This window comes from Pseudolactococcus raffinolactis NBRC 100932 (assembly GCF_001591765.1).
Taxonomy (GTDB): Bacteria; Bacillota; Bacilli; order Lactobacillales; family Streptococcaceae; genus Pseudolactococcus; species Pseudolactococcus raffinolactis.
The window spans coordinates 1-25,703 of the sequence record NZ_BCVN01000017.1 but is presented as its reverse complement, the minus strand read 5'-3'; the positions used below and the strand labels follow the sequence as shown (position 1 = coordinate 25,703).

The following is a 25,703-nucleotide window of genomic DNA, read 5'->3' as shown; positions in this document are numbered from 1 at the left end:
GTTAAAATTAAAGTAGAGTTTTAAAAACACATTGTTGCCTTGCTGACGCTTGCGTGAGCCATAATTTGGAGGAGTTCATTTTAATGAATAAAAAAGTAATTGGTGTTGGTTTAGCTGCTGTTGCAGCCTTGTCTCTTGCTGCTTGTGGAAGCCGTGATAAAAGTACGGGTTCTGCTAAAGCCAAAACAGACTTAACTGTTGCCATTATTACAGACACTGGTGGTGTGGACGACAAATCATTTAACCAATCATCTTGGGAAGGGTTACAAGCCTGGGGGAAAGCGAATAATTTATCTAAAGATAAAGGTTACACGTATTTCCAATCTGCTAGTGAATCTGACTACGCAACAAACCTCGACAGCGCCGTATCAGGTGGCTACAAATTGATCTATGGTATTGGTTTTGCACTTCACAATGCAATTGATGAAGCTGCCAAAAACAATCCATCAATCAATTACGTCTTGATTGATGATGTGATCGAAGGACAAAAAAATGTCGCTTCAGCAACATTTAGAGACCAAGAAGCAGCCTACCTTGCAGGTGTTGCAGCAGCCAAAACAACTAAAACGAAAATTGTTGGTTTTGTCGGTGGTATGGAAGGTGAAGTTATTTCACGTTTCGAAAAAGGTTTTGAAGCAGGTGTGAAATCTGTTGATAAATCAATCAAAGTACAAGTTGACTATGCTGGTTCATTCTCGGATGCTGCTAAAGGAAAAACAATCGCTGCGACACAATACGCTGGTGGCGCAGATATTATCTATCAAGCAGCTGGTGGAACTGGTGCAGGTGTCTTCTCTGAAGCCAAATCATTGAACGAAGAGAAAAAAGAAGCTGATAAAGTTTGGGTTCTCGGTGTTGACCGTGACCAAAAAGGTGAAGGTAACTACACATCTAAAGATGGTAAAAAATCTAACTTCGTCCTTGCTTCAACAACTAAAGGTGTTGGTGAAGCCGTTCAAAATATCAGTAAAGAAACTGCAGCTGGTAAATTCCCAGGCGGCAAACACGTTGTTTACGGTATCAAAGAAGGCGCTGTTGGCCTAGCCAATGACAACCTTTCTGACGATGCTCAAAAAGCAGTTGATCAAGCTTACGATGACATTAAATCAGGTAAAATTACTGTCCCTGAAAAATAATATTTAGCAATATAAAAGACAGTGCTTGCTTTTAGGCACTGTCTTTTAACTATTAGAAAGAAGTAAGATATGTCAAAATTTAATCGGATTCACTTAGTCGTTATGGATTCAGTTGGAATCGGAGCTGCACCAGATGCAGATGAATTTTTCAACCACGATACAAACGATACGCAGTCAGATACACTGGGTCACATTTCAGAAAACTTTACTCTGAACGTGCCAAACATGGCAAAACTTGGCTTAGGCCATATTCCACGTGACAAAGCCCTTGTTGGTGTAGAACAAGTTGCCACAGATCAACTGACTGGTTATGCGACAAAACTAGAAGAGATTTCACGTGGTAAAGATACGATGACTGGTCACTGGGAAATTATGGGCTTGAACATCCAAGTGCCATTTCGTGTTTTCCCTGAAGGCTACCCAGAAGACTTACTTGAAAAAATCGAAGCATTCTCTGGTCGCAAGATCATTCGTGAAGCCAATATGCCATATTCTGGTACTGCAGTCATTGAAGATTTCGGCGCGCGCCAAATGGAAACTGGAGAGTTGATTATTTATACGTCAGCCGATCCAGTTTTGCAAATCGCTGCGCATGAAGATATTATTCCATTGGAAGAACTTTATAAAATTTGTGAATACGTGCGCTCAATTACCTTGGATGATCCTTACATGATCGGTCGGATCATCGCGCGACCTTATGTTGGCACACCAGGTAAGTTCACACGCACACCAAACCGCCATGACTATGCGTTATCACCATTTGGTCACACAGTACTAGATAGCCTTAATGAAGCAGGCGTTGGTGTTTACTCTGTTGGTAAAATCAACGACATCTTTAATGGTGTTGGGATTAACCATGACATGGGTCATACCGCAAGTAATATGGCAGGTGTTGATCGCTTGATTGAAACCTTGAAGTTACCAGACTTCGAAACAGGTTTCTCGTTCACTAACTTGGTTGACTTCGATGCCCTTTTTGGACACCGTCGTGATGTTGCTGGTTACGGTAATGCCATTAATGAATTTGATGCGAGATTACCAGAAATCTATGCTGCTATGGGCGACAATGATTTGTTGTTAATCACAGCTGACCATGGTAATGACCCAACCTATGTCGGAACTGACCACACACGTGAATATGTGCCATTGCTTGCTTACAGCAAAGCCTTCACAGGACAAGGCGTATTAAACGTTGGCCACTATGCTGATATTTCAGCAACTGTAGCCGAAAACTTTGGCGTTGCTGCGACAGAAAACGGCCAATCATTCTTAGGAGACTTAAAATAATCATGACCATGATGGATAAAATAAAGGAAACTGTTGTTTTCCTACAAGAACAAGGTGTAAAAGAAGTTGATTTTGGTTTGATCTTAGGATCAGGTTTAGGTGAGCTTGCAGATGAGATTTCAAATCCAGTCGTCATCGACTATGCTGACATCCCGAACTGGGGTAAATCAACAGTTGCTGGCCATGCTGGCAAGTTAGTCTACGGCACACTTTCAGGTAAAAAAGTACTGGCACTTCAAGGTCGTTTCCACTTTTATGAAGGTAACCCACTCGATGTTGTGACTTTCCCAGTTCGTGTCATGGCTGAACTTGATGCGACTGGTATCGTTGTCACTAACGCTGCAGGTGGTGTCACACATGGTCCTGGTACTTTGATGTTGATCAATGATCATATTAACTTTACAGGTCAAAACCCACTCATCGGTGAAAACTTGGATGCTTATGGACCACGCTTCCCTGATATGTCAAGTTCCTATGATAAAGCCTATCAAGCGACAGCGAAAGTTGTTGCTGATCGTGTAGGTATTGACTTACAAGAAGGTGTCTATATGGGCTTCACTGGGCCAACTTATGAAACACCTGCCGAAATTCGTTTCGCTGAAACGATCGGTGCGGATGCTGTCGGGATGTCGACTGTGCCAGAAGTGATTATTGCCGTTCACTCTGGTTTGCGTGTCCTTGGAATTTCTGCGATTACCAACCATGCGGCTGGTAAACAAGCTGAACTCAATCACGAAGAAGTTGTAGAAGTGACTACACGGATTAAAGAGACCTTTAAAACGTTGATCAAGGAAATTTTGGAGGAACTCTAATGTCAATCCATATTGCTGCTCAAAAAGGTGACATTGCAGATAAGATTTTGTTACCAGGAGATCCTTTGCGTGCAAAATTTATCGCTGAGAATTTCTTAGAAAATCCTGTCTTGTTTAATGAAATTCGAAACATGTTTGGTTATACGGGCACCTATAAAGGTGAGCGTGTGTCAGTCATGGGAACTGGTATGGGGATGCCCTCTATTTCCATCTATGCGCATGAATTGATCACAGAATACGACGTCAAAAAATTGATCCGTGTGGGAACTGCTGGCTCGCTGTCTAAAGACGTTCACGTTCGTGAATTAGTCCTTGCTCAAGCCGCTGCAACGACATCTCGCATTATCCAAAATGATTGGCCTGAGTATGACCTGCCCCAAATCGCTGATTTTGACTTGCTAGACACAGCTTATCACATTGCCAAAGACATGGGTGTGACCACTCACGTTGGTAATGTGCTGTCTGCAGACTTATTTTACTCTGATCTATTCGATAAAAACATTAAGCTCGGTACTATGGGTGTTAAAGCTGTTGAGATGGAGGCCGCTGCGCTTTATTACTTGGCAGCTAAACATCAAGTGCAGGCCTTGAGTTTAATGACCATTTCAGATAGCCTTGTGTTGGATGAAGATACGACTGCTGAAGAGCGCGAAAAAACCTTTACAGATATGATGCAAGTCGGACTTGAAACCCTCATCGCCAAAGCATGAGTTGAATAATCAAAACTTAATTAACTTGAATTTTGACTTAAAATTCTAGGGAATGCCTAGAATTTTTTGAGTTTAGATGAAATCGTATACATTCAGCAATCGCAAATATGGTATAATAAAATGGACAAAATAGTAGAACGGAGTTTTTATGACAGCACAAAATGTTATAGAAATGCGCAAAGTCACTAAAATTTTTGGAGAATTTGTTGCAAATGATCAGATTGATTTGCAAGTTAGAAAAGGTGAAATCCATGCGCTTTTAGGCGAGAACGGTGCAGGAAAGTCAACCCTCATGAACATGCTATCTGGTTTACTGGAACCGACCTCTGGTGAAATCTTGGTCAATGGTGAATTGGAAAAAATTGATTCACCATCAAAGGCGAGCAAACTTGGGATTGGGATGGTTCACCAACATTTTATGTTAGTGGATGCTTTTACAGTCACTGAGAACATTATCTTGGGCAATGAAACAGTCCATGGTGGCAAATTAGACATCAAAAAAGCCGAAAAAGAAATTCTAGAACTATCTCAAAAGTATGGGCTTGAGGTCAAACCTGATGCCTTAGTTAGAGATATTAATGTCGGTCAGCAACAGAGGGTTGAGATTTTAAAAACACTTTATAGAGGAGCGGACATCCTCATCTTTGATGAGCCAACTGCCGTCTTAACACCCGCAGAAATCTTAGAACTCCTTGAGATCATGCGAAATCTCGTCAAAGAAGGAAAATCAATCATCTTGATTACCCATAAACTTGATGAGATTCGTGCGGTTGCAGAACGTGTGACCGTCATTCGTCGTGGGAAATCAATCCAAACAGTTAACGTTGCAGGACGTTCAAGTAAAGAACTTGCAGAAATGATGGTCGGCCACAGCGTCTCTTTTGTGACGGAGAAAAAAGCCGCCAATCCAGGAAAAGTCGTCCTCGACATCAAGGATTTAGTCGTTAACGAAAGTCGGGGAGCCCAAGCCGTTAAGTCCCTTTCTTTGCAGGTCCATGCGGGTGAGATTGTAGGTATCGCGGGCATCGACGGTAATGGTCAGAGTGAGTTAGTCCGTGCCATTACGGGACTTCAGCATGTTGAGAGTGGTCAAATTGATGTTAAAGGTCAAAATGTTGCTAACTTCAGACCACGTCAAATTACTGAAATGTCAGTGGCGCATATTCCAGAAGACCGACATCGTGATGGTTTGATTCTTGCGATGACTGTTGCTGAGAACATCAGCTTACAAACTTACTATCAGGCACCATTAAGCCGTCATGGTTTGTTAAACTATAAAGAAATTAACCGCCATGCGCGTGACCTCATGACTGAATTTGACGTTCGTGGTGCAAGTGAACTCGTCTCAGCAGCATCTCTTTCTGGTGGTAATCAGCAAAAAGCTGTCATCGCTCGGGAAATTGATCGTAATCCAGATTTAATGATTGTGAGTCAACCAACGCGTGGCTTAGACGTTGGTGCGATTGAATATATCCACAAACGTTTGATCCGTGCCAGAGATGAAGGCAAGGCAGTTCTAGTCGTGTCATATGAGCTGGATGAAATTTTAAATGTCTCAGATAGAATTGCAGTCATTCATGATGGTCAAATTCAGGGCATTGTTGATCCTCGGGAAACTTCAAAACAAGCGCTTGGTGTGATGATGGTAGGAGGCAAAGGGTAAACATGAAAAATTTATCAATTCGAAAAGGCCTTGTGCCAGTTATCGCTGTTGTCGCTGGTTTCTTGCTAGGCGCCATCATCATGCTGGTATTTGGTTACAACCCACTTTGGGGCTATGAAGATTTGCTGACTCAGGCTTTTGGGAACAGTAAGTCCATCGGTGAAATTTTCCGCAGCATGGGGCCATTAACTTTGACAGCCCTATCCTTTGCGGTTGCCATGAAAGCTGGCATGATCAATATCGGGATGTCTGGTCAAGCCTTGGCTGGCTGGATTTCTTCGGTCTGGTTTGCACTTAGCTTTCCAGATTTACCACGTGCCATCATGATTCCACTTGTGATTATCATTGGTGCGGCATGGGGTGCCATGATGGCTGCCATACCTGGCTTTTTGAAAGCCTTTCTAGGGACGAGTGAAGTGATTGTGACGATCATGATGAACTATATCATTTTACTAGTAACGACTTATTTGGTGCATTATGGATTTGCCAAAAAACTCATGGCATCCAAAGACTCAACGATTCAAGTTGGTGCCAATGCAACATTTAGAAACTCATTTTTAACATCAATCACGAATAATTCTCGGCTTAATATCGGTATTTTTATTGCGATTATTGCGATTATCATTGTTGCGATTATTTTCAAACGCACAACGCTCGGTTTTGAGATTCGTGCAGTTGGTTTAAATCCAAATGCCTCTGAATCTGCAGGAATTTCCTCTAAACGGACGATTATTGTTTCGATGTTAATGGCTGGTGGCCTAGCTGGTTTAGGTGGTGTTGTGGAAGGTTTAGGAACATTCCAAAACTTCTTCGTCCAATATTCAAGTCTATCTATCGGTTTTGATGGGATGGCAGTCGCCTTATTAGGTGAAAATTCACCTATCGGTATTCTACTAGCAGCCTTCCTCTTCTCGATTTTGAAAGTTGGGGCTCCTGGAATGAACGTAACAGGTATTCCAGCAGAAATTGTCAATGTTGTGATTGCAAGTATCATTTTCTTTGTTGGGATTAAGTTTGTCATTGAGAAAATTTTGCCGCAATTGCCTAAAAAAGTGGCTAAGAAGGAAGGTGAGAGCTGATGACAATCACAACGATTTTTCAAATTCTAATCTCTTCTATGTTGATCTATGCGACACCTTTGATTTTTACCAGTTTAGGTGGCACATTCTCAGAGCGTAGTGGGATTGTCAATGTTGGTCTCGAAGGAATCATGATTATGGGTGCCTTCTCATCTGTCGTCTTTAACCTGACTTTCGCAGGTACCTTTGGTAAAGCCACTCCTTGGATCGCCCTCCTTTTTGCAGGCTTGATTGGGCTGATCTTTTCCTTGCTCCATGCCGTGGCAACGATAAATTTCCGAGCTGACCACATTATTTCTGGTACGGTAATCAACCTTATGGCACCAGCACTAGCTGTTTTCTTGGTTAAAGTCTTCTATGGCAAAGGCCAAACAGATAACATTCAACAGAGTTTTGGTTACTGGGACTTTCCGCTTTTAAACAAGATTCCAGTCATCGGTAAAATATTCTTTAAACAGACATCTTTGATTGGTTATGTTGCCATTGCCGTATCGTTTATCGCATGGTTCGTCTTGTTTAAGACACGTTTTGGCTTACGTCTGCGGTCAGTCGGTGAACACCCACAAGCAGCAGATACACTTGGAATCAACGTCTATTTGATGCGCTACTCAGGTGTTATGATCTCTGGTGTGCTTGGTGGCTTCGGTGGCGCAGTTTTTGCCCAACAAATCTCAGTTAACTTTAGTGGTTCTACGATTGCAGGGCAAGGTTTCATCGCCATGGCTGCTATGATTTTTGGTAAGTGGAACCCGATTGGTGCTATGCTTGCGAGTCTCTTTTTTGGCCTTTCTCAAAGTCTTTCAGTTGTCGGCACACAAATTCCTGTGATTTCAAGTATTCCAAGTGTTTACTTGCAAATTGCCCCTTATGTCTTGACAATTCTGGTTCTTGCCATCTTCCTTGGTAAGTCAACTGGTCCTAAAGCTAATGGGATTAACTATATCAAATCTAAATAATCAAAAATATTTTAGATTTAGTCAAAAAGTTGCGAGCAATCGTAGCTTTTTTTCGTATATGATATTGAAAGGACTATTTTTATGCAAAATTTCGATATCTATCGCTTAAAAAAAGCTGGCATGTCAAACTTAATGGTTTATCAGTTTTTAACCCTAGTTGCAGACAGTCAAGAAAGAAACCCCTTGGTCTGTTTACCAGCCTTTATTCGACAAGTTAAGATGAAACAGTCAGCTCATTTTTGGGAAAAATTCCGATCATTTGACATAAAAGCCATACGAGAGGAGTTTCAGAAATTTCCGTCTTTCTCAATTCAGGATAAGGTCTATCCTGAAGCTTTGCGAGAAATTTATAATCCGCCCGTCTTACTTTTTTATCAGGGAGATTTGAGCTTGCTTCATCAGACCAAACTGGGTTTTGTTGGCAGTCGAGATTGCAGTCAAGTAGGGGTTGCCAGTGTTCAGAAGATCATCAAAGAATTGCAAGATCGCTTTGTGATTGTTAGTGGCTTAGCACGCGGCATTGATACAGCTAGTCATATTGCTGCTATGAAAAATGGTGGTAAGACAATTGCTGTGATTGGAACAGGGTTAGATGTGAATTATCCACGAGAAAATTATCAACTGCAGGCTTATATCGCAAAACATCAGCTCCTTTTATCAGAATATGGGCCAGATGAAAAACCTTTGAAGTATCATTTTCCAGAGCGTAATCGAATTATTGCAGGTCTATCTCGTGGTGTATTAGTGACAGAAGCCAAGCTCCGCTCAGGTAGTTTGATTACCTGTGAGCGGGCTATGGAAGAGGGGAGAGATGTGTTTGCCGTTCCAGGTAATATCATAGATGGGGTGTCAGATGGCTGCCACCATTTGATTCAGGAAGGTGCAAAACTGATTTTCCATGGTCGAGATATATTAATGGAGTACGACATGTGATGATTAGGTAATAGAAAACCGAACATTTTAATCGGATTTTAGGTTTTTTGTCCTGTTTTTACCATTTTTAACTGATAATCATGATAGAATGAAACAAAATAATGTAAAAGAGAGCATAAAGAGGAAAAAATCTTGAAATTACTTGTCATAGGCTCAGGCGGGCGCGAACATGCGATTGCAAAAAAATTACTAGATAGTCCTGAAGTGACAGCTGTTTATGCTGCACCAGGCAATGCAGGCATGATCTTGGATGGGATTGAAACCGTCGCACTTAGCATTGCTCAACATGCTGAACTGATTGAATTTGCAAAGTTAAATGACATCTCCTTTACTTTTGTAGGACCAGATGATGCTTTAGCAGCTGGGATTGTTGATGACTTTGAAGCGGCAGGTCTATCTGTTTTTGGTCCGACCAAACGCGCAGCAGAACTAGAGTGGTCAAAAGATTTCGCCAAGCAAATCATGAATCAATATGGTGTGCCTACTGCTGATCACAAGACTTTCAGTGAATTTGATCAAGCCTCTGCTTATATTGAGGCTAAAGGTGCACCAATTGTCATCAAGGCTGACGGCCTAGCACTTGGTAAAGGCGTAGTTGTCGCTGAAACAGTCTCAGAAGCAATAGATTTCACCCGCGATGTCCTCGAAAATAACAAATTTGGTAAGTCACGTGTTATTGTTGAAGAATTTTTAGCTGGTGAAGAATTTTCACTTTTTTCCTTTGTAAAAAATGATAAATTTTACATGATGCCGACAGCCCAGGACCACAAACGAGCCTATGACAACGATAAAGGCCCTAATACAGGCGGTATGGGCGCTTATTCGCCAGTACCACACTTACCACAATCAGTCGTTGACACGGCAGTTGAGACGATTATTAAACCCGTTGTCAATGGAATGATTACCGAAGGCCGTCCCTACACAGGTATTTTATATGCAGGTTTGATTTTAACAGCAGACGGCCCCAAAGTCATTGAATTTAATGCGCGTTTCGGGGATCCTGAAACGCAAGTTATATTGCCACGTCTGACATCGGACTTTGCGGTCAACATGCGAGATTTATTAGCAGACCAAACCCCTAATTTCACTTGGTTCAATGGCGGTGTTACATTAGGCATTGTCGTCGCTTCTGAAGGTTATCCAGGGGATTATGCCAAAGGTATTAAGATACCTGAGAAAACGACGGGAAACATTACCACTTACTATGCAGGGGTAGCATCTAATGTTAATGGTCAACTCGTCACAAATGGTGGTCGCGTTTATCTTTTAGAAACGTCAGCTGATACAGTATCTGACGCACAAGCTATCCTCTACAAAGAATTAAAAGCGCAAGATACAACAGGACTCTTTTATAGAAACGATATCGGAGATAAAGCAAATGTTTAATCAACCTAAAATTGCCATCATCATGGGTAGCAAGTCTGATTGGTCAACCATGAAAAAGGCAGCAGACGTGCTTGACATATTTGGCATTGCCTATGAAAAGAAAGTCGTCTCAGCCCATCGAACACCAGATTTGATGTTCGAATTTGCTGAAACAGCACGTGACCGTGGCATCCAAATCATCATTGCAGGGGCTGGTGGTGCAGCACATTTACCAGGAATGGTAGCAGCTAAAACAACACTACCAGTTATTGGTGTGCCTGTTAAGTCACGTGCCTTAAATGGTTTAGATTCACTTTTATCCATCGCTCAAATGCCAGGTGGTGTACCAGTAGCAACCATGTCCATTGGTGAGTCTGGGGCACAAAATGCTGGGCTCTATGCACTTCAAACCTTGTCTATTTCGGATGATGATTTGGCAAATCGTCTGGTTAAGTTCCGTGAAGATCAAAAACAAGCTGTGATAGAAAGTAGTGAGGAACTTGACTGATATGAAAACGATTGGGATTATCGGTGGCGGTCAGCTGGGACAAATGATGGCTATTTCTGCGACTTATATGGGGCATAAGGTTATTACCCTTGATCCAGATCCAAATTGTCCTGCTTCGCTTGTAGCAGAACAAATTGTTGCTAAGTATGATGATACGGCTGCAATTGCCAAGTTAGCAGCACGTGCTGATGTGCTGACCTATGAGTTTGAAAATGTTTCAGCAGATGCTTTAGCCCCTTATGAAGATAAATTACCGCAAGGTTTAGACTTACTCCGTATTTCTCAAAATCGCATTTTTGAAAAAGATTTTTTGACCAAAGCTGGTGTCAAAGTAGCACCATATACAGTCATCAATACATTAGAAGATTTAAACGATCTAGATTTGTCTAAAAAACATGTCGTCAAGACGGCAACAGGTGGTTATGATGGCCATGGTCAAGTCGTTGTGGAGAATGTTGTCGACTGGGAAGAAGCGCGTGATCTTGCGGATCTTCAACCCTGTGTCAGTGAAGAATTTGTCAGCTTTCTAAAGGAAATCTCTGTCATTGTTTCTGGTAATGGGACTGAGTTTTCGGTTTTTCCAGTTTGTGAAAATATGCACCGTAACAATATCCTAGATAAAACGATCATGCCTGCAAGAATTTCTAAGTATTTAGCAGAAGAAGCGAGAAGTATGGCGCTTAAAATCGCTCAAGCCTTGCAATTATCAGGTACCTTGTGTGTGGAAATGTTTGTGACCAATCATGATATTTTGGTCAATGAAATCGCGCCGCGGCCGCATAATTCTGGTCATGCCACGATTGAAGCGTGTGATTTTTCACAATTTGATTTGCATATCCGTGGTATTTTGGGTGAACCATTACCAAAGGTAGCGCAACTGTCCCCAGCTGTTATGCTGCAAGTTTTAGGTCAGGATTTGTCAGCTGCACAACATTTTGCGACAGAAAATCCGAGCGCACATTTGCATTTGTATGGTAAAATTGAAGCAAAGGAAAATCGCAAAATGGGTCATGTGACAATTTTGACAGATGACTGTGCGATAAGTTTATAAGAGTTTATAAGAGAAAAGGAACATAAAAACATGTTAGAACGTTATTCCCGCCCAGAAATGTCAGTTATTTGGACTGAAGAAAATAAATATCAAGCTTGGCTTGAGGTTGAAATCTTGGCTGATGAAGCTTGGGCAGAATTGGGAGAAATCCCGAAAGAAGATGTCGCGAAGATTCGTGAAAAGGCAACTTTTGATGTGGATAGGATTCTTGAAATTGAACAAGAAACACGTCATGATGTGGTGGCCTTCACACGTGCGGTATCTGAAAGTTTAGGTGAAGAACGTAAGTGGGTCCATTATGGATTGACATCGACTGACGTTGTAGATACGGCCTATGGCTATCTCTTTAAACAAGCTAACGATGTATTGCGTGCTGACCTTGACCGGTTTACAGCAATTATTGCTGATAAAGCGCGTGAACATAAGTTTACGATCATGATGGGCCGTACCCATGGTGTGCATGCAGAACCTACGACTTTTGGTTTGAAATTGGCGACGTGGTACTCAGAGATGAAACGTAACATTGAGCGTTTTGAACATGCAGCGCGTGGCGTTGAAGCGGGTAAAATTTCAGGTGCTGTTGGTAACTTTGCCAATATCCCACCATTCGTGGAAAGCTATGTCTGTGGCAAACTAGGCATTACTGCCCAAGAGATCTCAACTCAAGTCTTGCCACGTGATTTGCACGCGGAGTATTTCAGCACTTTAGCGATTATCGCATCATCTATTGAACGCATGGCGACTGAAATCCGTGGCCTGCAAAAATCTGAGCAACGTGAAGTAGAGGAATTCTTTGCTAAAGGTCAAAAAGGCAGTTCAGCTATGCCACACAAACGTAATCCAATCGGTTCTGAAAACATGACTGGCCTTGCGCGCGTGATTCGTGGTCATGCAGTGACAGCATATGAAAATATTGCCTTGTGGCATGAACGTGATATTTCACACAGCTCAGCTGAACGGATTATTACACCGGATACAACGATTTTGATGAACTACATGTTGAATCGTTTTGGTAACATTGTCAAAAATCTGACTGTCTTCCCAGAGAATATGATTCGTAACATGAACAGTACTTTTGGCTTGATTTATAGCCAACGTGTGATGCTCAAACTCATCGAAAAAGGGATGACACGTGAAACTGCTTATGATTTGGTTCAGCCAAAAACAGCTTACTCATGGGACAATCAAGTAGATTTTAAACCACAACTTTTATCTGACGCGCAAGTGATGTCAGTCTTGACTGAGTCTGAGATAGAAGACCTGTTTGATCCGACTTATTATGCTAGTCGAGTGGACGAAGTCTTTGATCGGATTGGCTTGTAAGTTAGCGCAAAAATAGGCTAGTTTTACTAGTGTTATTTCTTGACAATGGTCCACTATCCTGTTAAAATGAACTCTATTGACTTAAGGGAGTAGCAGGTCGTATACGACTGAATAAATCAACATTTCTGTGGTAAGTTATTATCACTGGTTTATTCTTAAATTGCAAGACTTAGGTGTTCTATATTTCAACAGAAATGATCAGGACATTTAGGTTTTTTTGTGCCTAAAATTTCCGAGGAAGGTATTTAGAAATGAAGAAGATAAATAAAAAGTGGTCAACTGCTGGCCTATTGATAGCCATGGGGATCGTCTATGGTGATATTGGTACTAGCCCACTTTATGTCATGAAAGGCCTGATCGCAGGTAATCATGGCGAGATTAATGAGAACTTATTACTCGGCAGTGTTTCCTTGATTTTTTGGACGATTACACTACTCACAACCGTCAAATATGTCATGATTGCGCTGAATGCTGATAATAAAGGCGAAGGCGGCATCTTTTCACTTTATGCGCTCGTTCGACCCATGGGTAAATTTTTAATTATTCCTGCGATTATTGGTGGTGCAGCCCTCCTTGCGGATGGCGTTTTAACACCAGCGGTTACAGTCACTAGTGCCATAGAAGGTTTGCGAACCCTGCCGATTTTTACAGAAATTTTTGGCTATTCGCAGAATGTGATTGTGATCATTACCTTGACCATTCTCTTAATCCTCTTTAGTTTTCAACGCTTTGGGACGGATACGGTCGGTAAATTATTTGGGCCAATCATGTTCCTTTGGTTTACCTTCCTTTTGGTTTCAGGGTTTGCCAACTTGCTCCAAGATCTATCCGTTTTAAGAGCTTTAAATCCAATCTATGGCATCAAGCTATTATTTAGTCCTGATAATCACTTGGGCCTATTCATTCTAGGCAATGTCTTTTTAGCCACAACAGGTGCAGAAGCATTGTACAGTGACCTAGGCCATGTTGGGAAATCGAATATTCATTTAAGCTGGCCCTATGTCAAAATCAGCTTGATCATCAATTACTTTGGTCAAGTCGCTTATCTCTTATCAACTGACATTCATCAATTCAAAGAGATGAATCCATTTTTCCAAATGATTGCGGATCCTTTGATGCCTTTAGCAGTGCTTTTTGCGACACTGGCTGCGATTATCGCATCTCAGGCCTTAATTACGGGTTCTTTCACACTTGTCAGCGAAGCCATGCGCTTGAAAATTCTGCCACGCTTGCATGTCCTTTATCCTGGTAAGAGTCGTAATCAACAATATATTCCAGTCGTCAACTTCTTATTATGGGTAACGACATCTATCGTTGTGATTGTTTTCCAATCATCTACAAAAATGGAAGCAGCATATGGCCTGTCGATTACAGTGACTATGCTTATGACCACCTTCTTACTGCATTATTATTTGAAGACACGTGCCAAGGCATTCTTTGCGATTGCTGTACCGATTTTCTTTGCTGGTATCGAGATGATTTTCTTGCTGTCAAGTTTGGACAAGTTTGTACATGGTGGTTATGTCGCGGTCTTGATCGCACTTGCCATTATCGTGATCATGTATATTTGGTACAAGGGTAGTCAGATTACAGACGGTTTAGTCGAGCATCTGCCTGTTAAAGATTACCTATCTCAACTGGATCATTTGAGAAACGATCACTCACTCCCTATCTTGCAAACCAATGTCGTTTATTTAACCAAGTACATGGTGGATGATGAAATAGATGCGCCAATTCTATATTCTATATTGGATAGAAATCCGAAACGTGCTCATGTATATTGGTTTGTCAACGTTTCTGTTACAGACGAACCTTTCACCAAACAGTATGAAATTGACACACTGGGAACTGATTATGTGGTGCTTGTCAAATTGCACTTAGGATTTAGAGTGAGTCAGTCAGTTAATGTCTATCTACGTCAGATTGTATCAGAATTGATGGCATCAGGTGAAATTAAAAAACAAGTACAGACTTACTCAGTCTCTGAAAATCGTGAAGTCGGTGACTTTAGATTTGTCATGCTCAATGAAGAGCTTTCTCATGCCGGTGAATTGTCTAACTGGTCACGTTTGATTATGCAAACCAAATTTGCCATTCGTCAAATCACGGTGACACCAGCGAGATGGTTCGGACTGGAATTTAGCGAAGTCTTAGTTGAGCGGACACCACTCGTCATTGGTGAATGTCGTAAGCCTCAGTTAGAGAGAATCGACTGAAGAAGGTAGAATTCGCAAGGTTCGTTTTTGGCAAAATCAATACTGGGATTCAGTTAAATTTGGTATCTTGAGAGACGAGTGGTCAGAGTTGGATTGGCGAGATTGAGCCTAAGCATAAAATATATAAGAATCTAGAAATTACGAAAATTTCTAGATTCTTTTTTCTATATTTAAGGAGAAGAGCAAGTAGTCTTATTGTTCCGATAATCACAAATATGTTGTTCCGATAATTTGTTATTGTTCCGATAAAAAGATATAATTAGTGTAAATTGGAGGTGTGACAAGTGTATATTACGGTAAAACAGGCAGCTGAAAAATGGGGAATTTCGGATAGACGTGTTCGGGTTCTTTGTGCTGAGGGAAAAATATCAGGTGCTTTTCAAGAAGGGCGTAATTGGAAAATTCCGCAAGATTCACCTAAACCCATAGATGCTCGTTATAAGTCAAGAGAAAATCAATTAAAAATGATTGATGATAAAAAACGTCAACTTGATTCAAAACGGCCATTAACTTCAGGTGAGCTAGAAAGACTTACGGAAGAATTTATTGTTGAAAATACCTATAATTCAAACGCAATTGAAGGTAACACTTTAACACTTCGTGAGACTGATATGGTTTTAAAAGGCTTGACGATTGATAAAAAGCCCTTAAAAGATCACATGGAGGCAATTGGTCATAAGGAAGCATTTGAATTTGTCAATGATTTGGTAAAATCAAATACACCTTTAAGCGAAAGTATTATTAAACAAATTCATTATTTGGTTTTAGTTGATAAAAAAGAGGATAGAGGGATTTATAGAAAAGTTCCAGTACGTATCATGGGTGCAGCACATGAACCAGTACAACCATACTTAATTTTACCGCACATGGCAGATTTGATGAAAAGATATCAAGAAAGTGATGAACATATTGTATTGAGATTGGCGAAGTTTCATATTGAGTTTGAAGGGATTCATCCTTTTATTGATGGCAATGGTAGAACTGGGAGATTGTTAGTGAACCTTGAGTTGATGAAAGCAGGCTATCCACCGATTAATATAAAATTTACAGATAGAATCAATTATTATCTGGCGTTTGACGAGTATTTTGTTAACCATAATTTATCTGCAATGACAAAATTATTTTCGGGATATGTGAATGAGAGATTGGATATATATTTATCGATGTTATCGGATTAACGCAAATAGTAAGTTAAAAAAAAGGCTGGGACAAAAATCCTCAAAAAATAAGCTATGAACAATCTTCAATGTTAATTGGAATTGACCATAGCCTATTTTTGTATAGCTTTTTGATTGTAAAGCAACATAATCATTTCATAAGAAACAATTCGAAATCGGTTAAAAAATCGCTGATTCTCTACCAAATTGGTAGTCTTTCTGCAAAACAGTACGAAAAAAGAGAAAAGCAAACTGGCAGTTTTGATTTCATTGCCTAGTTTACCTTCCTCTTTTAGTGACTAAAAACTTTTGTCCCACTCTTATTTTTTTAATGTCACGGGCAGCACGTAATTAGCTTGAGGTGTAAAGTTTTCATCCTCAATTTTTTGAATCAGAATTTTAACCATGAGTTCGGCTAACTCATCAATGGGCTGAACGATGGTTGATAGACTTGGCATAAAACTTTGAATGACCTGTGTGCCATCATAACCGACAACTTTGAGATCATCTAAATGAAGCGTCGTCGCAAGATTTTGGACAATCACGGCGGTCAAATCATCTGAGCAAAAGACGCCGTCAGGTGCTTGATCAACTAAAAATTGACGAATGCTCTCGCGTCTTTGGCTGAGGTCACTTTCTCTTGCCAAATAATGAATGAGGGGCGTGAGCTGTTTTTCAGCCATCGTGTTCTGATAGCCCAAGCTACGGTTTTGTGTTGGGCTGATGGTATCAGAAACACCAGCGACCATGGCAATCTTACGACAACCCTGCGCATAAAGATAGGTTGTCGCTAGTTCACCACCTGCCAAATTATCAGAAGAAACAATAGGAATTCCATCTGCCAAATATCGGTCAAAGGCAACGATGGCCAGGTTATCATTTTCATACTCATGAATTTCCTTGTTGTGTGAACTGGTGATAATGCCATCAACCTGATTGGCCATGAGCATGGTCAGATAAGCACGTTCTTTAACAGGATCATTTTCACTGTCACACAAAATCGCCTTATAACCACGCGCAAAAAGCTTAGACTCAATCGCATGGATAATCTCGCCATAAAAGGGATAGGCGACGGATGGAAAGATCAGGCCAATCAACTGTGATTTCTTACCCTGCAAAGAACGTGCCATGGCATTGGGTTGATAGTTCAATTCCCGCATGGCAGCATGCACACGATCAATCGTTTTTTGAGACAGGGAACCACGCATATTGATGACGCGCGAAACAGTAGTAGGGGTGACGCCTGCAATTTTTGCGACATCGTTTAGATTTGCCATAAATTTATTTCATGAGCCATTGAGGACTCAATTTTTCCTTATTTTTTTAGTTGCCAAACATTAGCAGAAAGGCTATTTTTGGCGAACAAATAAGTGTTTTCTGGTGCTGTGAAAATACGACTAGACATAACTTTTTCACCATCATTGACAAAAATTTCAAGTGATGATGTATCCGCAAAGAGATTGAGTTTGACTTTGCCAGGTGCGACATGTGTTGAACGCGTCGTACCATAATTTTCAGCCCAGCTAACAGGAAGATTTGCTCTATTAAGTTCTATTTTACCATTTTTCACATCGATTTTGAGCGAAAGATGAGAAGAATTGTCAGCATCAGCAAAAAGATAGAGTTCATTATCCTCAGTTACTTCAATCTCAAGTTCATAACTATTGGTGCCAATGGTAGTGGCAACTTCTGATAGCATGATTGTTTGTTGGTCGTGACGTAACGCCAGAGTCTCTACTACCGGGAACTGGTAAAGTTGACCATTTTTCAGTGTTAGTTCTTTAACCAGACTGAGCATGCCTTGCCATCCGTCTTCGTTTGAAGGCACATCGAGATCAGGCAAGCCCAACCAAGAAGAGGCTAAGACACGACCGTCAGGAGCGTTGAAAGCCTGTGTGGCATAGGCTTCAAACCCATCATCCAGATTATGGAGCGCACTTGGTTGAGCAAGCGATGCAGACTCAGTATCAAGGCTATCTGCAATGACATACATATTAGGAAAGACATTATCATAGTCAGCAATTGATTTATCAAGACCTTGTGGGCAGAATAAGAGAACGGCTTTTTGGTCAATAAAGATGAGATTAGGACACTCAATCATGTAGCCCATCTTTTCTTGGGTAAACTGAACTTGTCCTACGTAGTCCCAAGACGTTAAACTATCGTCATTTGCCTGAGCTAAGACGACAACACCTGCTTCATCGCACGTTTGTGCGCCGATGATAGCAAATTTCTGACCATTGGCATCGAAAATCATGGGGTCTCTGAAATGGTCGGTATAACCTGCTGGTGTTCGAAGAAGTGGGGCATCAAATTTTTGAACGTCACCTGATTTGCTGTAGATGGCACCGTTTTGATAAGCATCACGTGAGCCATCTGTACCGCGCGTGTTGCCGGTATAGAAAATGAAGAGTTCGTCATCAGAAAGAGCGAGAGCAGAGCCAGAATAAGCCCCATGTGAGTCAAAGACGGTATCAGGGAAGAGTTTCAACCCTTCATCAGTCCAATGAATCAGGTCCGTTGATGTCATCAGCGCCCAAGATTTGAGGCCGTGAACTGGCCCATAAGGGAAGACCTGGTAAAATAAATGGTACTTCCCATTAAAGTAGGAGAAGCCATTTGGGTCATTTAGTAAACCAGTCTTTGGCTGAATGTGATAAGTATTTTTGTAAGCTGAGCTTGCGACAGCAGTTGTGAGGTCAGCAATAAACTCAGGTGAGTAGTCAGCATAAGCACGATAGCGCTCAGCAGAAGTCCAAGGTTTTGAGTAATCTTTTTTAGTTATCATAATCAAATTATAATGCAAAAAAAATTCTATGTCAAACGCTTGACAATGTTTTTGAAACAGGTTATAATTTAAAATGTAAGCGGTATCAAACGTTTGACAATTGATATCGCAACGACATTGTTTTAAGTGAACTTTGAAATTTGATTTGTAGAAATGATTTTCTATGACTTGAATTATCATGTAACAATTTGAAGGGGAATTTCTATGGATCACAAAGAAGTAGCAAAACGAGTTGCGGCAGCACTTGGCGAGGATAACCTCGTCGCAGCAGCCCACTGTGCCACACGTTTGCGTTTAGTTGTTAAAGACACAGCTAACATTGATCAAGCAGCGCTTGACGATGATGCAGATTTGAAAGGGACATTTGAAGCCAATGGTCAGTATCAAATCATCGTCGGACCAGGTGATGTAAATACTGTCTACAAAGAATTGGTAGCGATTACTGGAGTTGGCGAAGTGTCGAAAGATGAGCTGAAAGACGTTGCCAACACTGAAACAAATCCACTTATGAAGTTGATTAAAGTCTTATCAGATATTTTCGTACCATTGATTCCTGCTTTGGTTGCAGGCGGTCTCTTGATGGCCTTGAACAATGTTTTGACAGGTCAAGGTCTCTTTGGTCCTCAGTCTATTGTTGAGATGGTCCCAGGTATTCAAGGGTTTGCTGAGATTGTCAATCTTATGGCCTCGGCACCATTTGCTTTCCTACCTATTTTAATCGGATTTTCAGCAACGAAACGTTTCGGCGGTAATCCTTATCTTGGGGCAGCAGCAGGTATGATGTTGGTAATGCCTAGCCTCGTTAATGGTTACGGTGTAGCAGAAGCCATTGCTTCAAACAAAATGCCGTACTGGGATGTTTTTGGTTTCAAAATCGCCCAAGCCGGTTATCAAGGTCAAGTCTTACCAGTCATTGGTGTGGCTTGGATTTTGGCAACGCTTGAGAAATTCTTCCATAAGCATTTGAAAAATGCGATTGACTTTACTTTCACACCGATGTTAGCCGTTATTATTACAGGTTTTGTGACATTTGCAGTAGTTGGTCCTGTCCTTCGTGGTATCTCAAATGGAATGACTGATGGTCTCGTTTGGCTCGTCAATACACTAGGAGGTGTAGGCTATGGTATCTTTGGTCTTGGCTATTCAGCAATTGTGTTGACTGGTTTGCACCAATCATTTCCAGCGATTGAAACTTCTCTACTTGCTGATATTGCAAAAACTGGGGGTGACTTCATCTTCCCAATCGCGGCTGCAGCAAACGTTGCTCAGGGTGCTGCAACATTTGCCATCTTCTTCTTGACGAAAAACGAAAAACAAAAAGGTCTCGCATCATCTTCAGCTTTCTCTGCTATGCTAGGGATTACTGAACCAGCTATGTTTGGTGTCAACCTCAAACTCAAATTCCCATTCTTTATCGGTCTCGGTGCAGCCGGCATTGCCTCTACCATCATGGGATTTGCAGGTGTGCGTGGCGTATCACTTGGGCCTGCGGGAATCATCGGCTTTATTGCGATCAAACCTGCTAGCATTCCAATGTTCATGCTTGGTATTGCGGTCAGCTTCGTCCTTGCATTCTTAGCGACTTATATCTATGGTAAAGGTCGCATGGATGTACCTGCTAATGTCGCAACGACAGGAACAACAGCTCAAGATATTAATATTGTCAAAACATCTGAAGGTGTTTTAGCTGAAGAACTCTTTGCGCCTGTGACAGGACAAGCTATCCAACTTTCTGAAACTAAAGATCAAGTCTTCTCATCAGGATTGATGGGTAAAGGGATTGCAATTGAACCAACTGTAGGTGAAATTTATGCACCAGCTGATGGAACTTTGACAGTCACAAATGACAGCAAGCATGCCTATGGTCTCTTGACTGCTAATGGTGCAGAGGTTCTGCTGCATATCGGCATTGACACGGTACAAATGGCAGGTGACGGCTTCTCAACACAAGTCAAACAAGGTCAAGTTGTGAAGAAAGGTGACTTATTAGGTACTTTCAATATTGATAAAATTAAAGCTGCCGGATATGAAGCGACAGTGATGGTCATTGTGACCAATACCATGTCATTTGCAGAAGTTCAAGGGATTGATAATCAAACTGTTACGGTTGGTCAAGCTATTATCCAAACGACTGCCCCTGTAGCAAAATAAAACTAAAATAACCGATTATATCGGTTATTTGTTTGGGATTATGTTAAAATGTAGGAAACGTTTACAAGAAGAAAGGAAAGAGTTGTAAGTCAACTCAATTGAGAGGTAAAATGAGCAAATTATTTGGTAGTATTGAAGCAGGTGGCACAAAGTTTGTCTGTGCAGTCGGCAATGAAGAGTTGATGATTCTTGAAAGTGCGACATTTCCAACAGAAAAACCAGAAGAAACTTTGCAACAGGCAGTTGATTTCTTTAAACAATTTGGATCATCTGTTGTGGCGATTGCGGTTGGTAGTTTCGGGCCGATTGATATTGATAGGGGATCTGAAACCTATGGTTTCGTGACAACAACACCTAAACCTCATTGGGCGAATTTTGATATGATTGGTTTCTTGAGGGACCAGCTGGATTTACCTATGTTTTTTACGACAGATGTGAATTCCTCAGCCTTTGGTGAACAATTATTAGATCCATCACTTAAGAGCTTGGTTTATTTTACAATCGGAACAGGTATTGGAGCGGGTGCCATCCAAGATGGTGAATTTATCGGTGGTATTTCTCATGCAGAAATGGGACATATGTTTGTCAAACGTCATCCAGAAGACTTAGCATTTGCGGGTGTCTGTCCTTACCACGGTGATTGCTTGGAAGGTGTCGCAGCAGGTCCATCACTTGAAGCTCGGACTGGTGTTCGGGGTGAAAATATCAGATTAGATTCACATGTCTGGGATATTCAAGCCTATTACATTGCACAAGCGGCTGTAACAACGACTTTGACGCTCCGACCTGAAAAAATTATTTTTGGTGGTGGGGTCATGGCACAAGAACATATGATGCAACGCGTCCGTAAACAATTTGCGGAACTCCTAAACGATTATGTTTCAGTTCCTGAGTTATCGGCATATTTACAAGTTCCAAGTATTGCCAATAATGCGTCAGCAACTGTTGGGAATTTCGCTTTGGCAAAAAGAGAATATGATAGAAATAATTGATTCAAAAAAACTCAAAGTAAATATATCCTGTTGAAAAATATAATTTGATAATATTCGAAAAAGCGTCGTATCATATCGCATACGATTCTTTTTTTGAATATTATCAAAAATTGACATTTTCGCAGCCTAAGCAAATACTTTTATCTACTTATAATTACTAGAAAGAGTTACTCTTTATATTCCTTTTCAAAAAATAACACTTAAATTAAAATGAATGTTGAATATATTATTAAAAAAATTTTGAGATGAGACCTTTGAAACACTACACAAGTCAATGTTGCTTTAGAAAATGTATCTATGAAGTTGTTTGAAAAAGCAACTTGTCGTTATGAGTTTACTGATTCTCTCTTTTATACTAATATAATGACTTAAGTAAAAATTAGTTGAGAAATATTATTTTTTAGTAAAATAGGGGGACATCATAGCTGTCTTTGACAGTTAATTCACTCCTATTATAAATAATAGGAGTCGTATATGAACGAAAAAAAAGACTAAAGATCAACAAAAAGAAGAAAAAATGTTATTGATACTGCTAATTTTCTTTTATTATTATTATTAGGATGTTATGCCTTTTTACACTATTTTTAGACCAAAACCTAAAGAAACTATTTCACTCATCAGCGCTGATTTTTTGATAAAAGGAAATGATGCTAAGAAGATATCGGATAAAGAATTATCAGAGTTAGCTAAGAAAAAAGCTGATGATAGTAAGTTTAGTTTGAGGATTGATTCAAAGACTGATATAAATAGTCAGACCTAAAGTGGTAAATTAAATATTAAAAATCCTTAGACTAACCTTTATTCGGTATATGTTGTCACTACAGATAATAAAAATGAAAATGTCATATATACGTCTGGTTCTATTGAAATGTGAGAAGAAGTGACTCGTGTTCAACTAGAAAAAAATTACCAAAGGTCACATACAAATCGACTGCACGTTTTAGTTTATATGATCCTAAAACAAAAGCTAAAAAGGGAGAAGTTGCAGCTGGTGTCATGATCACTGTAAACTAAAAAAAATCAATAGACAAAAAGTTATCAACAAAATATAAGTTTATGTTTTATTAACATAGGACAGGATACTTTAAAAAACTCTTCCCCAGAATCATGGGGAAGAGTTTTTTATTTTATAGGACAAGTATTCTATAAAAAGTTCATACTTATAGACATTTTATAAATAACGTCAGTATATTTAATATGAATGAGATTTAATATTATTGTTTAATTACAGAAAACTATAAAATTAAAATAAACTAATTAAATATTTGTTTTTATATTTCCATATGTGTCATAAGTTGTAGAGGCAATTAGATGATAAGTAACTTGCAAAAAAATAACAATAAAATTTAGTGCGGATTTTAAAAATTTTATTTATGATGGCACATCAAAAGATTTTGAAAAAAAAGTTTCCGGATAACTTTTGCTTTATCTTAGATAAGGCGTCAGTCATTTGTGTTTTTGTAAGCGCTTACTCATGTTGCCCTATGGTTTACTTTCTTGATTAATATAAGTAATTTTAGAGGAGTGAAATGAATCGCTGCAGCGATGGGGGGAATAACTCTCAATTGTTACTTGTCCTAGTCTTGATAACTTATATCAAAAAATTGGAATAATCAGTAAGTAAATTTATTAATTAGATCTATTTCAAAGGATGTAGAAATACTTGGCATCTCTTATGAACAAGTTTGGTAGACGTTAGCAAAGGTAGAATATGTGGGTTTAAAAATGTAAAGCAAAGGATTGGGGATGTTAGAGAAGGAGTTATGTGAAAGATAGTATGCTTTAGTTAAAAGAGCTCATGTTGGCTTCACAACTTGTTCGTATTATGATAACTGATAGATAAACAGGAGGTATTGTTTGACATCTTGTAGAAGTAGAAAAAAAGAGGAAGTGAGATAATGCAGGCTTAAAAAATGGTAAAAGTGACCTAGTATGAGGTTACATTATTTAAACTTATATTATTCTATTGACAAAATTAAAAAGCATAACCTTTATAAAAGTGGCAATATTAATGTTAATGACATGTTATTGTTACATCAAAATTAGGTAGAATAACAATGAAAATAGGAGAAAAAATGAAAAAGATACTTTCAACACTTATGATTTCAATGACTGTCCTTATGGGCGTTCAAGCCGTTTCAGCTGATCAAACAGTTGATGGTAAATCAACTGGAGATATTCCCGTTAAGGGGACTTTAGGGGCGGATAATACCGATCCAGGTACCTCAATTCCTGAAACCGATCCTGCTTGGATTAATGTGTCAATTCCAACAGATACAATTTTCTATAATACAGCCGCTAAAAAAGATATCAACGCACCAACTTATTCGATTGTCAATAACTCTGGACGACCAGTTAAAGTAACAGCTGATAGCTTTACTTCTGATAGCAATAATGCTGGTATGCCAACAGATTTTAAATTAAATCTTGATGTAACTGGTACAACAGGTAATCCTGCGAAATCAGCAAGTACAGAATTGATCAAAAATGGTACAATAACTGCGAAATCTACTGAGTTAATCACACTTGCCAATAATGGCAATCAATTTAAAGCTTCTGATCCTGTTGCAACAGGTGTTGATAATAAAGCAACCTTCACATTTAGTGGGACTGCAACATCAGCCACAGCACTGGTATTGCATTATACGCTGGGTATGAAATTTGATGCCATCTCATTTTGATGAATGAAGGTGATTTTCATGAAAAATGAAATAGCCGTTTCTGGTCAGTTAGGGATGAAAGACGAAAGTGGTGGTGATCATGAAAAACCACCTACAGATAATAATCAAGGACCAAATTATATTGTACAGGAGCAAAAGGATTTGCCGACAATGGGGGAAAGTCAACATGTTGCTCTCCCTATTGTTGGTCTGGCTATTCTAATTTTAATTTTCGTTTTGTTAGTTGTCTCTAAAATGATCTTTGCTCATACTAAATGTAATCTTAAAGCGTGGTAGATAGCATCAGTAAATAAATATAAAACGAAGGTGTTTGAAATTTGGTTTATCTCTTAGAGATTTACTTGAACCGTGTTTAACTATTTAGGTAAACATTGAAGTTTAGGTAGTAAAATAATTTGTTCTCCCAAAAGATCAGGTAGCTATATTACCACAACGAATCTAACATATGTTGGAATGGGGAAAGGTTAGAAAGGAGAATTTAAATGAAGAAGATATTTCAGATGGTGTTAACAATTTTCTGTCTGTTTGTTTTTGGAAGAATCTATACCTATGCAGATGAGCTATTATCGCCTTCATCAGAAAGTAGTTCGAATTTTTCCACTGAGATTCAAAATACTGAAGAGGAAATTGAATCACTTGCTTTAGCTGGGAATGGCACAGAAAGTAATCCATATCAAGTTTCAAATGTTTCAGATTTACAAACAGCATTGGCAAAACCAATTACATCTGGTAATGCACTCTACATTCAATTAGTAAGTGATATTGTTTATAGAGGTAACGATAAAAATAAAAATATCAATAAAAATACAGTCTTAGATGGCGCTGGTCATTATATTTTATACAACGATACAAGCTATGATCAGTCGCTGTTTGAAACTAGTGCTGATAATCTTAA

The 25,703-nt window shown here is 39.7% G+C and carries 22 protein-coding genes; 20 read left to right on the top strand and 2 right to left on the bottom strand.

Annotated elements, in window-relative coordinates; all coding sequences use genetic code 11:
- The first annotated feature begins 83 nt into the window (after positions 1–83).
- The 14 genes from LRA01S_RS06375 (at position 84) to LRA01S_RS06310 (ending at position 16,217) form a co-directional block, all read left to right on the top strand.
- Complete coding sequence (locus LRA01S_RS06375; protein WP_061774805.1) at positions 84–1,136, top strand: BMP family lipoprotein; 1,053 nt, start codon at positions 84–86, stop codon at positions 1,134–1,136.
- Positions 1,137–1,205: 69 nt separating this feature from the next.
- Entirely contained in the window at positions 1,206–2,423 is a 1,218-nt protein-coding gene (locus LRA01S_RS06370) for a phosphopentomutase (protein ID WP_061774804.1), read from the top strand.
- Between the two features lie 2 nt (positions 2,424–2,425).
- A complete protein-coding gene (locus tag LRA01S_RS06365) occupies positions 2,426–3,235 on the top strand; it encodes a purine-nucleoside phosphorylase (protein WP_061774803.1) in 810 nt (269 codons plus the stop codon).
- The gene (gene deoD / locus LRA01S_RS06360; protein ID WP_061774802.1) at positions 3,235–3,945 is read left to right on the top strand and encodes a purine-nucleoside phosphorylase; all 711 of its coding nucleotides are present in this window, start codon (positions 3,235–3,237) and stop codon (positions 3,943–3,945) included. Before LRA01S_RS06365 ends, deoD begins: the two co-directional genes overlap by 1 nt.
- Positions 3,946–4,093: 148 nt before the next feature.
- Entirely contained in the window at positions 4,094–5,608 is a 1,515-nt protein-coding gene (locus LRA01S_RS06355) for an ABC transporter ATP-binding protein (RefSeq protein ID WP_061774801.1), read from the top strand.
- Positions 5,609–5,610: 2 nt separating this feature from the next.
- A complete protein-coding gene (locus tag LRA01S_RS06350; protein WP_061774800.1) occupies positions 5,611–6,687 on the top strand; it encodes an ABC transporter permease in 1,077 nt (358 codons plus the stop codon).
- Positions 6,687–7,643 carry an ABC transporter permease gene (locus LRA01S_RS06345; protein ID WP_061774799.1) on the top strand — a complete coding sequence of 319 codons (957 nt, stop codon included), beginning with the start codon at positions 6,687–6,689 and terminating at the stop codon, positions 7,641–7,643. Before LRA01S_RS06350 ends, LRA01S_RS06345 begins: the two co-directional genes overlap by 1 nt.
- An 81-nt stretch (positions 7,644–7,724) precedes the next feature.
- Positions 7,725–8,576 (top strand): DNA-processing protein DprA, encoded by an 852-nt coding sequence (dprA, locus tag LRA01S_RS06340; protein ID WP_061774798.1) that lies wholly within the window; start codon positions 7,725–7,727, stop codon positions 8,574–8,576.
- A gap of 132 nt (positions 8,577–8,708) precedes the next feature.
- Entirely contained in the window at positions 8,709–9,962 is a 1,254-nt protein-coding gene (gene purD, locus LRA01S_RS06335; protein WP_061774797.1) for a phosphoribosylamine--glycine ligase, read from the top strand.
- Complete coding sequence (gene purE, locus LRA01S_RS06330) at positions 9,955–10,449, top strand: 5-(carboxyamino)imidazole ribonucleotide mutase (protein ID WP_061774796.1); 495 nt, start codon at positions 9,955–9,957, stop codon at positions 10,447–10,449. The genes purD and purE overlap by 8 nt, the downstream gene beginning before the upstream one ends.
- Entirely contained in the window at positions 10,442–11,500 is a 1,059-nt protein-coding gene (purK, locus tag LRA01S_RS06325; protein ID WP_096824057.1) for a 5-(carboxyamino)imidazole ribonucleotide synthase, read from the top strand. Before purE ends, purK begins: the two co-directional genes overlap by 8 nt.
- Positions 11,501–11,530: 30 nt before the next feature.
- Positions 11,531–12,823, top strand: a complete 1,293-nt coding sequence (gene purB, locus LRA01S_RS06320; RefSeq protein WP_061774794.1) for an adenylosuccinate lyase — start codon at positions 11,531–11,533, stop codon at positions 12,821–12,823.
- 251 nt (positions 12,824–13,074) lie between these two features.
- Positions 13,075–15,039 (top strand): KUP/HAK/KT family potassium transporter, encoded by a 1,965-nt coding sequence (locus tag LRA01S_RS06315; protein WP_061774793.1) that lies wholly within the window; start codon positions 13,075–13,077, stop codon positions 15,037–15,039.
- A gap of 284 nt (positions 15,040–15,323) precedes the next feature.
- Positions 15,324–16,217 (top strand): Fic family protein, encoded by an 894-nt coding sequence (locus tag LRA01S_RS06310; RefSeq protein ID WP_061774792.1) that lies wholly within the window; start codon positions 15,324–15,326, stop codon positions 16,215–16,217.
- Positions 16,218–16,516: 299 nt separating this feature from the next.
- Here the strand turns inward: LRA01S_RS06310 and LRA01S_RS06305 are convergent, their stop codons facing one another.
- Complete coding sequence (locus tag LRA01S_RS06305) at positions 16,517–17,473, bottom strand: LacI family DNA-binding transcriptional regulator (RefSeq protein WP_061774791.1); 957 nt, start codon at positions 17,471–17,473, stop codon at positions 16,517–16,519.
- Between the two features lie 38 nt (positions 17,474–17,511).
- A complete protein-coding gene (locus tag LRA01S_RS06300; protein ID WP_082785410.1) occupies positions 17,512–18,984 on the bottom strand; it encodes a sucrose-6-phosphate hydrolase in 1,473 nt (490 codons plus the stop codon).
- Positions 18,985–19,188: 204 nt separating this feature from the next.
- On the opposite strand from LRA01S_RS06300, the gene LRA01S_RS06295 reads away from it, so the two are divergent.
- The 6 genes from LRA01S_RS06295 to LRA01S_RS06270 form a co-directional block, all read left to right on the top strand.
- On the top strand, positions 19,189–21,135 hold the full coding sequence (locus LRA01S_RS06295; RefSeq protein WP_061774789.1) for a sucrose-specific PTS transporter subunit IIBC: 1,947 nt from the start codon (positions 19,189–19,191) through the stop codon (positions 21,133–21,135).
- Between the two features lie 110 nt (positions 21,136–21,245).
- Positions 21,246–22,127 (top strand): fructokinase ScrK, encoded by an 882-nt coding sequence (scrK, locus tag LRA01S_RS06290; protein WP_061774788.1) that lies wholly within the window; start codon positions 21,246–21,248, stop codon positions 22,125–22,127.
- A 565-nt stretch (positions 22,128–22,692) separates the two neighbouring features.
- The gene (locus tag LRA01S_RS11290) at positions 22,693–22,887 is read left to right on the top strand and encodes a hypothetical protein (protein ID WP_239519152.1); all 195 of its coding nucleotides are present in this window, start codon (positions 22,693–22,695) and stop codon (positions 22,885–22,887) included.
- Positions 22,888–24,202: 1,315 nt separating this feature from the next.
- Positions 24,203–24,808, top strand: a complete 606-nt coding sequence (locus tag LRA01S_RS06280; RefSeq protein ID WP_061774787.1) for a hypothetical protein — start codon at positions 24,203–24,205, stop codon at positions 24,806–24,808.
- Positions 24,809–24,826: 18 nt separating this feature from the next.
- Positions 24,827–25,084, top strand: coding sequence for an LPXTG cell wall anchor domain-containing protein (locus tag LRA01S_RS06275; RefSeq protein ID WP_061774786.1), 258 nt, complete (start codon positions 24,827–24,829; stop codon positions 25,082–25,084).
- A 206-nt stretch (positions 25,085–25,290) separates the two neighbouring features.
- Positions 25,291–25,703 (top strand): hypothetical protein (locus tag LRA01S_RS06270; RefSeq protein ID WP_156470225.1); only part of this gene is annotated, 413 nt, incomplete at its 3' end.

Excerpts from the sequence above, each read along its gene's own strand:
- LRA01S_RS06315 (WP_061774793.1), top strand. The coding sequence starts at position 13,075 with ATGAAGAAGATAAATAAAAAGTGGTCAACTGCTGGCCTATTGATAGCC.
- LRA01S_RS06300 (WP_082785410.1), bottom strand. The coding sequence starts at position 18,984 with ATGATAACTAAAAAAGATTACTCAAAACCTTGGACTTCTGCTGAGCGC.
- LRA01S_RS06370 (WP_061774804.1), top strand. The coding sequence starts at position 1,206 with ATGTCAAAATTTAATCGGATTCACTTAGTCGTTATGGATTCAGTTGGA.
- LRA01S_RS06350 (WP_061774800.1), top strand. The coding sequence starts at position 5,611 with ATGAAAAATTTATCAATTCGAAAAGGCCTTGTGCCAGTTATCGCTGTT.
- LRA01S_RS06275 (WP_061774786.1), top strand. The coding sequence starts at position 24,827 with ATGAAAAATGAAATAGCCGTTTCTGGTCAGTTAGGGATGAAAGACGAA.
- purB (WP_061774794.1), top strand. The coding sequence starts at position 11,531 with ATGTTAGAACGTTATTCCCGCCCAGAAATGTCAGTTATTTGGACTGAA.
- purE (WP_061774796.1), top strand. The coding sequence starts at position 9,955 with ATGTTTAATCAACCTAAAATTGCCATCATCATGGGTAGCAAGTCTGAT.
- LRA01S_RS06375 (WP_061774805.1), top strand. The coding sequence starts at position 84 with ATGAATAAAAAAGTAATTGGTGTTGGTTTAGCTGCTGTTGCAGCCTTG.
- LRA01S_RS06280 (WP_061774787.1), top strand. The coding sequence starts at position 24,203 with ATGAAAAAGATACTTTCAACACTTATGATTTCAATGACTGTCCTTATG.
- scrK (WP_061774788.1), top strand. The coding sequence starts at position 21,246 with ATGAGCAAATTATTTGGTAGTATTGAAGCAGGTGGCACAAAGTTTGTC.
- dprA (WP_061774798.1), top strand. The coding sequence starts at position 7,725 with ATGCAAAATTTCGATATCTATCGCTTAAAAAAAGCTGGCATGTCAAAC.
- LRA01S_RS06355 (WP_061774801.1), top strand. The coding sequence starts at position 4,094 with ATGACAGCACAAAATGTTATAGAAATGCGCAAAGTCACTAAAATTTTT.
- LRA01S_RS06305 (WP_061774791.1), bottom strand. The coding sequence starts at position 17,473 with ATGGCAAATCTAAACGATGTCGCAAAAATTGCAGGCGTCACCCCTACT.
- LRA01S_RS06365 (WP_061774803.1), top strand. The coding sequence starts at position 2,426 with ATGACCATGATGGATAAAATAAAGGAAACTGTTGTTTTCCTACAAGAA.
- LRA01S_RS11290 (WP_239519152.1), top strand. The coding sequence starts at position 22,693 with ATGCCTTTTTACACTATTTTTAGACCAAAACCTAAAGAAACTATTTCA.
- LRA01S_RS06295 (WP_061774789.1), top strand. The coding sequence starts at position 19,189 with ATGGATCACAAAGAAGTAGCAAAACGAGTTGCGGCAGCACTTGGCGAG.
- LRA01S_RS06345 (WP_061774799.1), top strand. The coding sequence starts at position 6,687 with ATGACAATCACAACGATTTTTCAAATTCTAATCTCTTCTATGTTGATC.
- deoD (WP_061774802.1), top strand. The coding sequence starts at position 3,235 with ATGTCAATCCATATTGCTGCTCAAAAAGGTGACATTGCAGATAAGATT.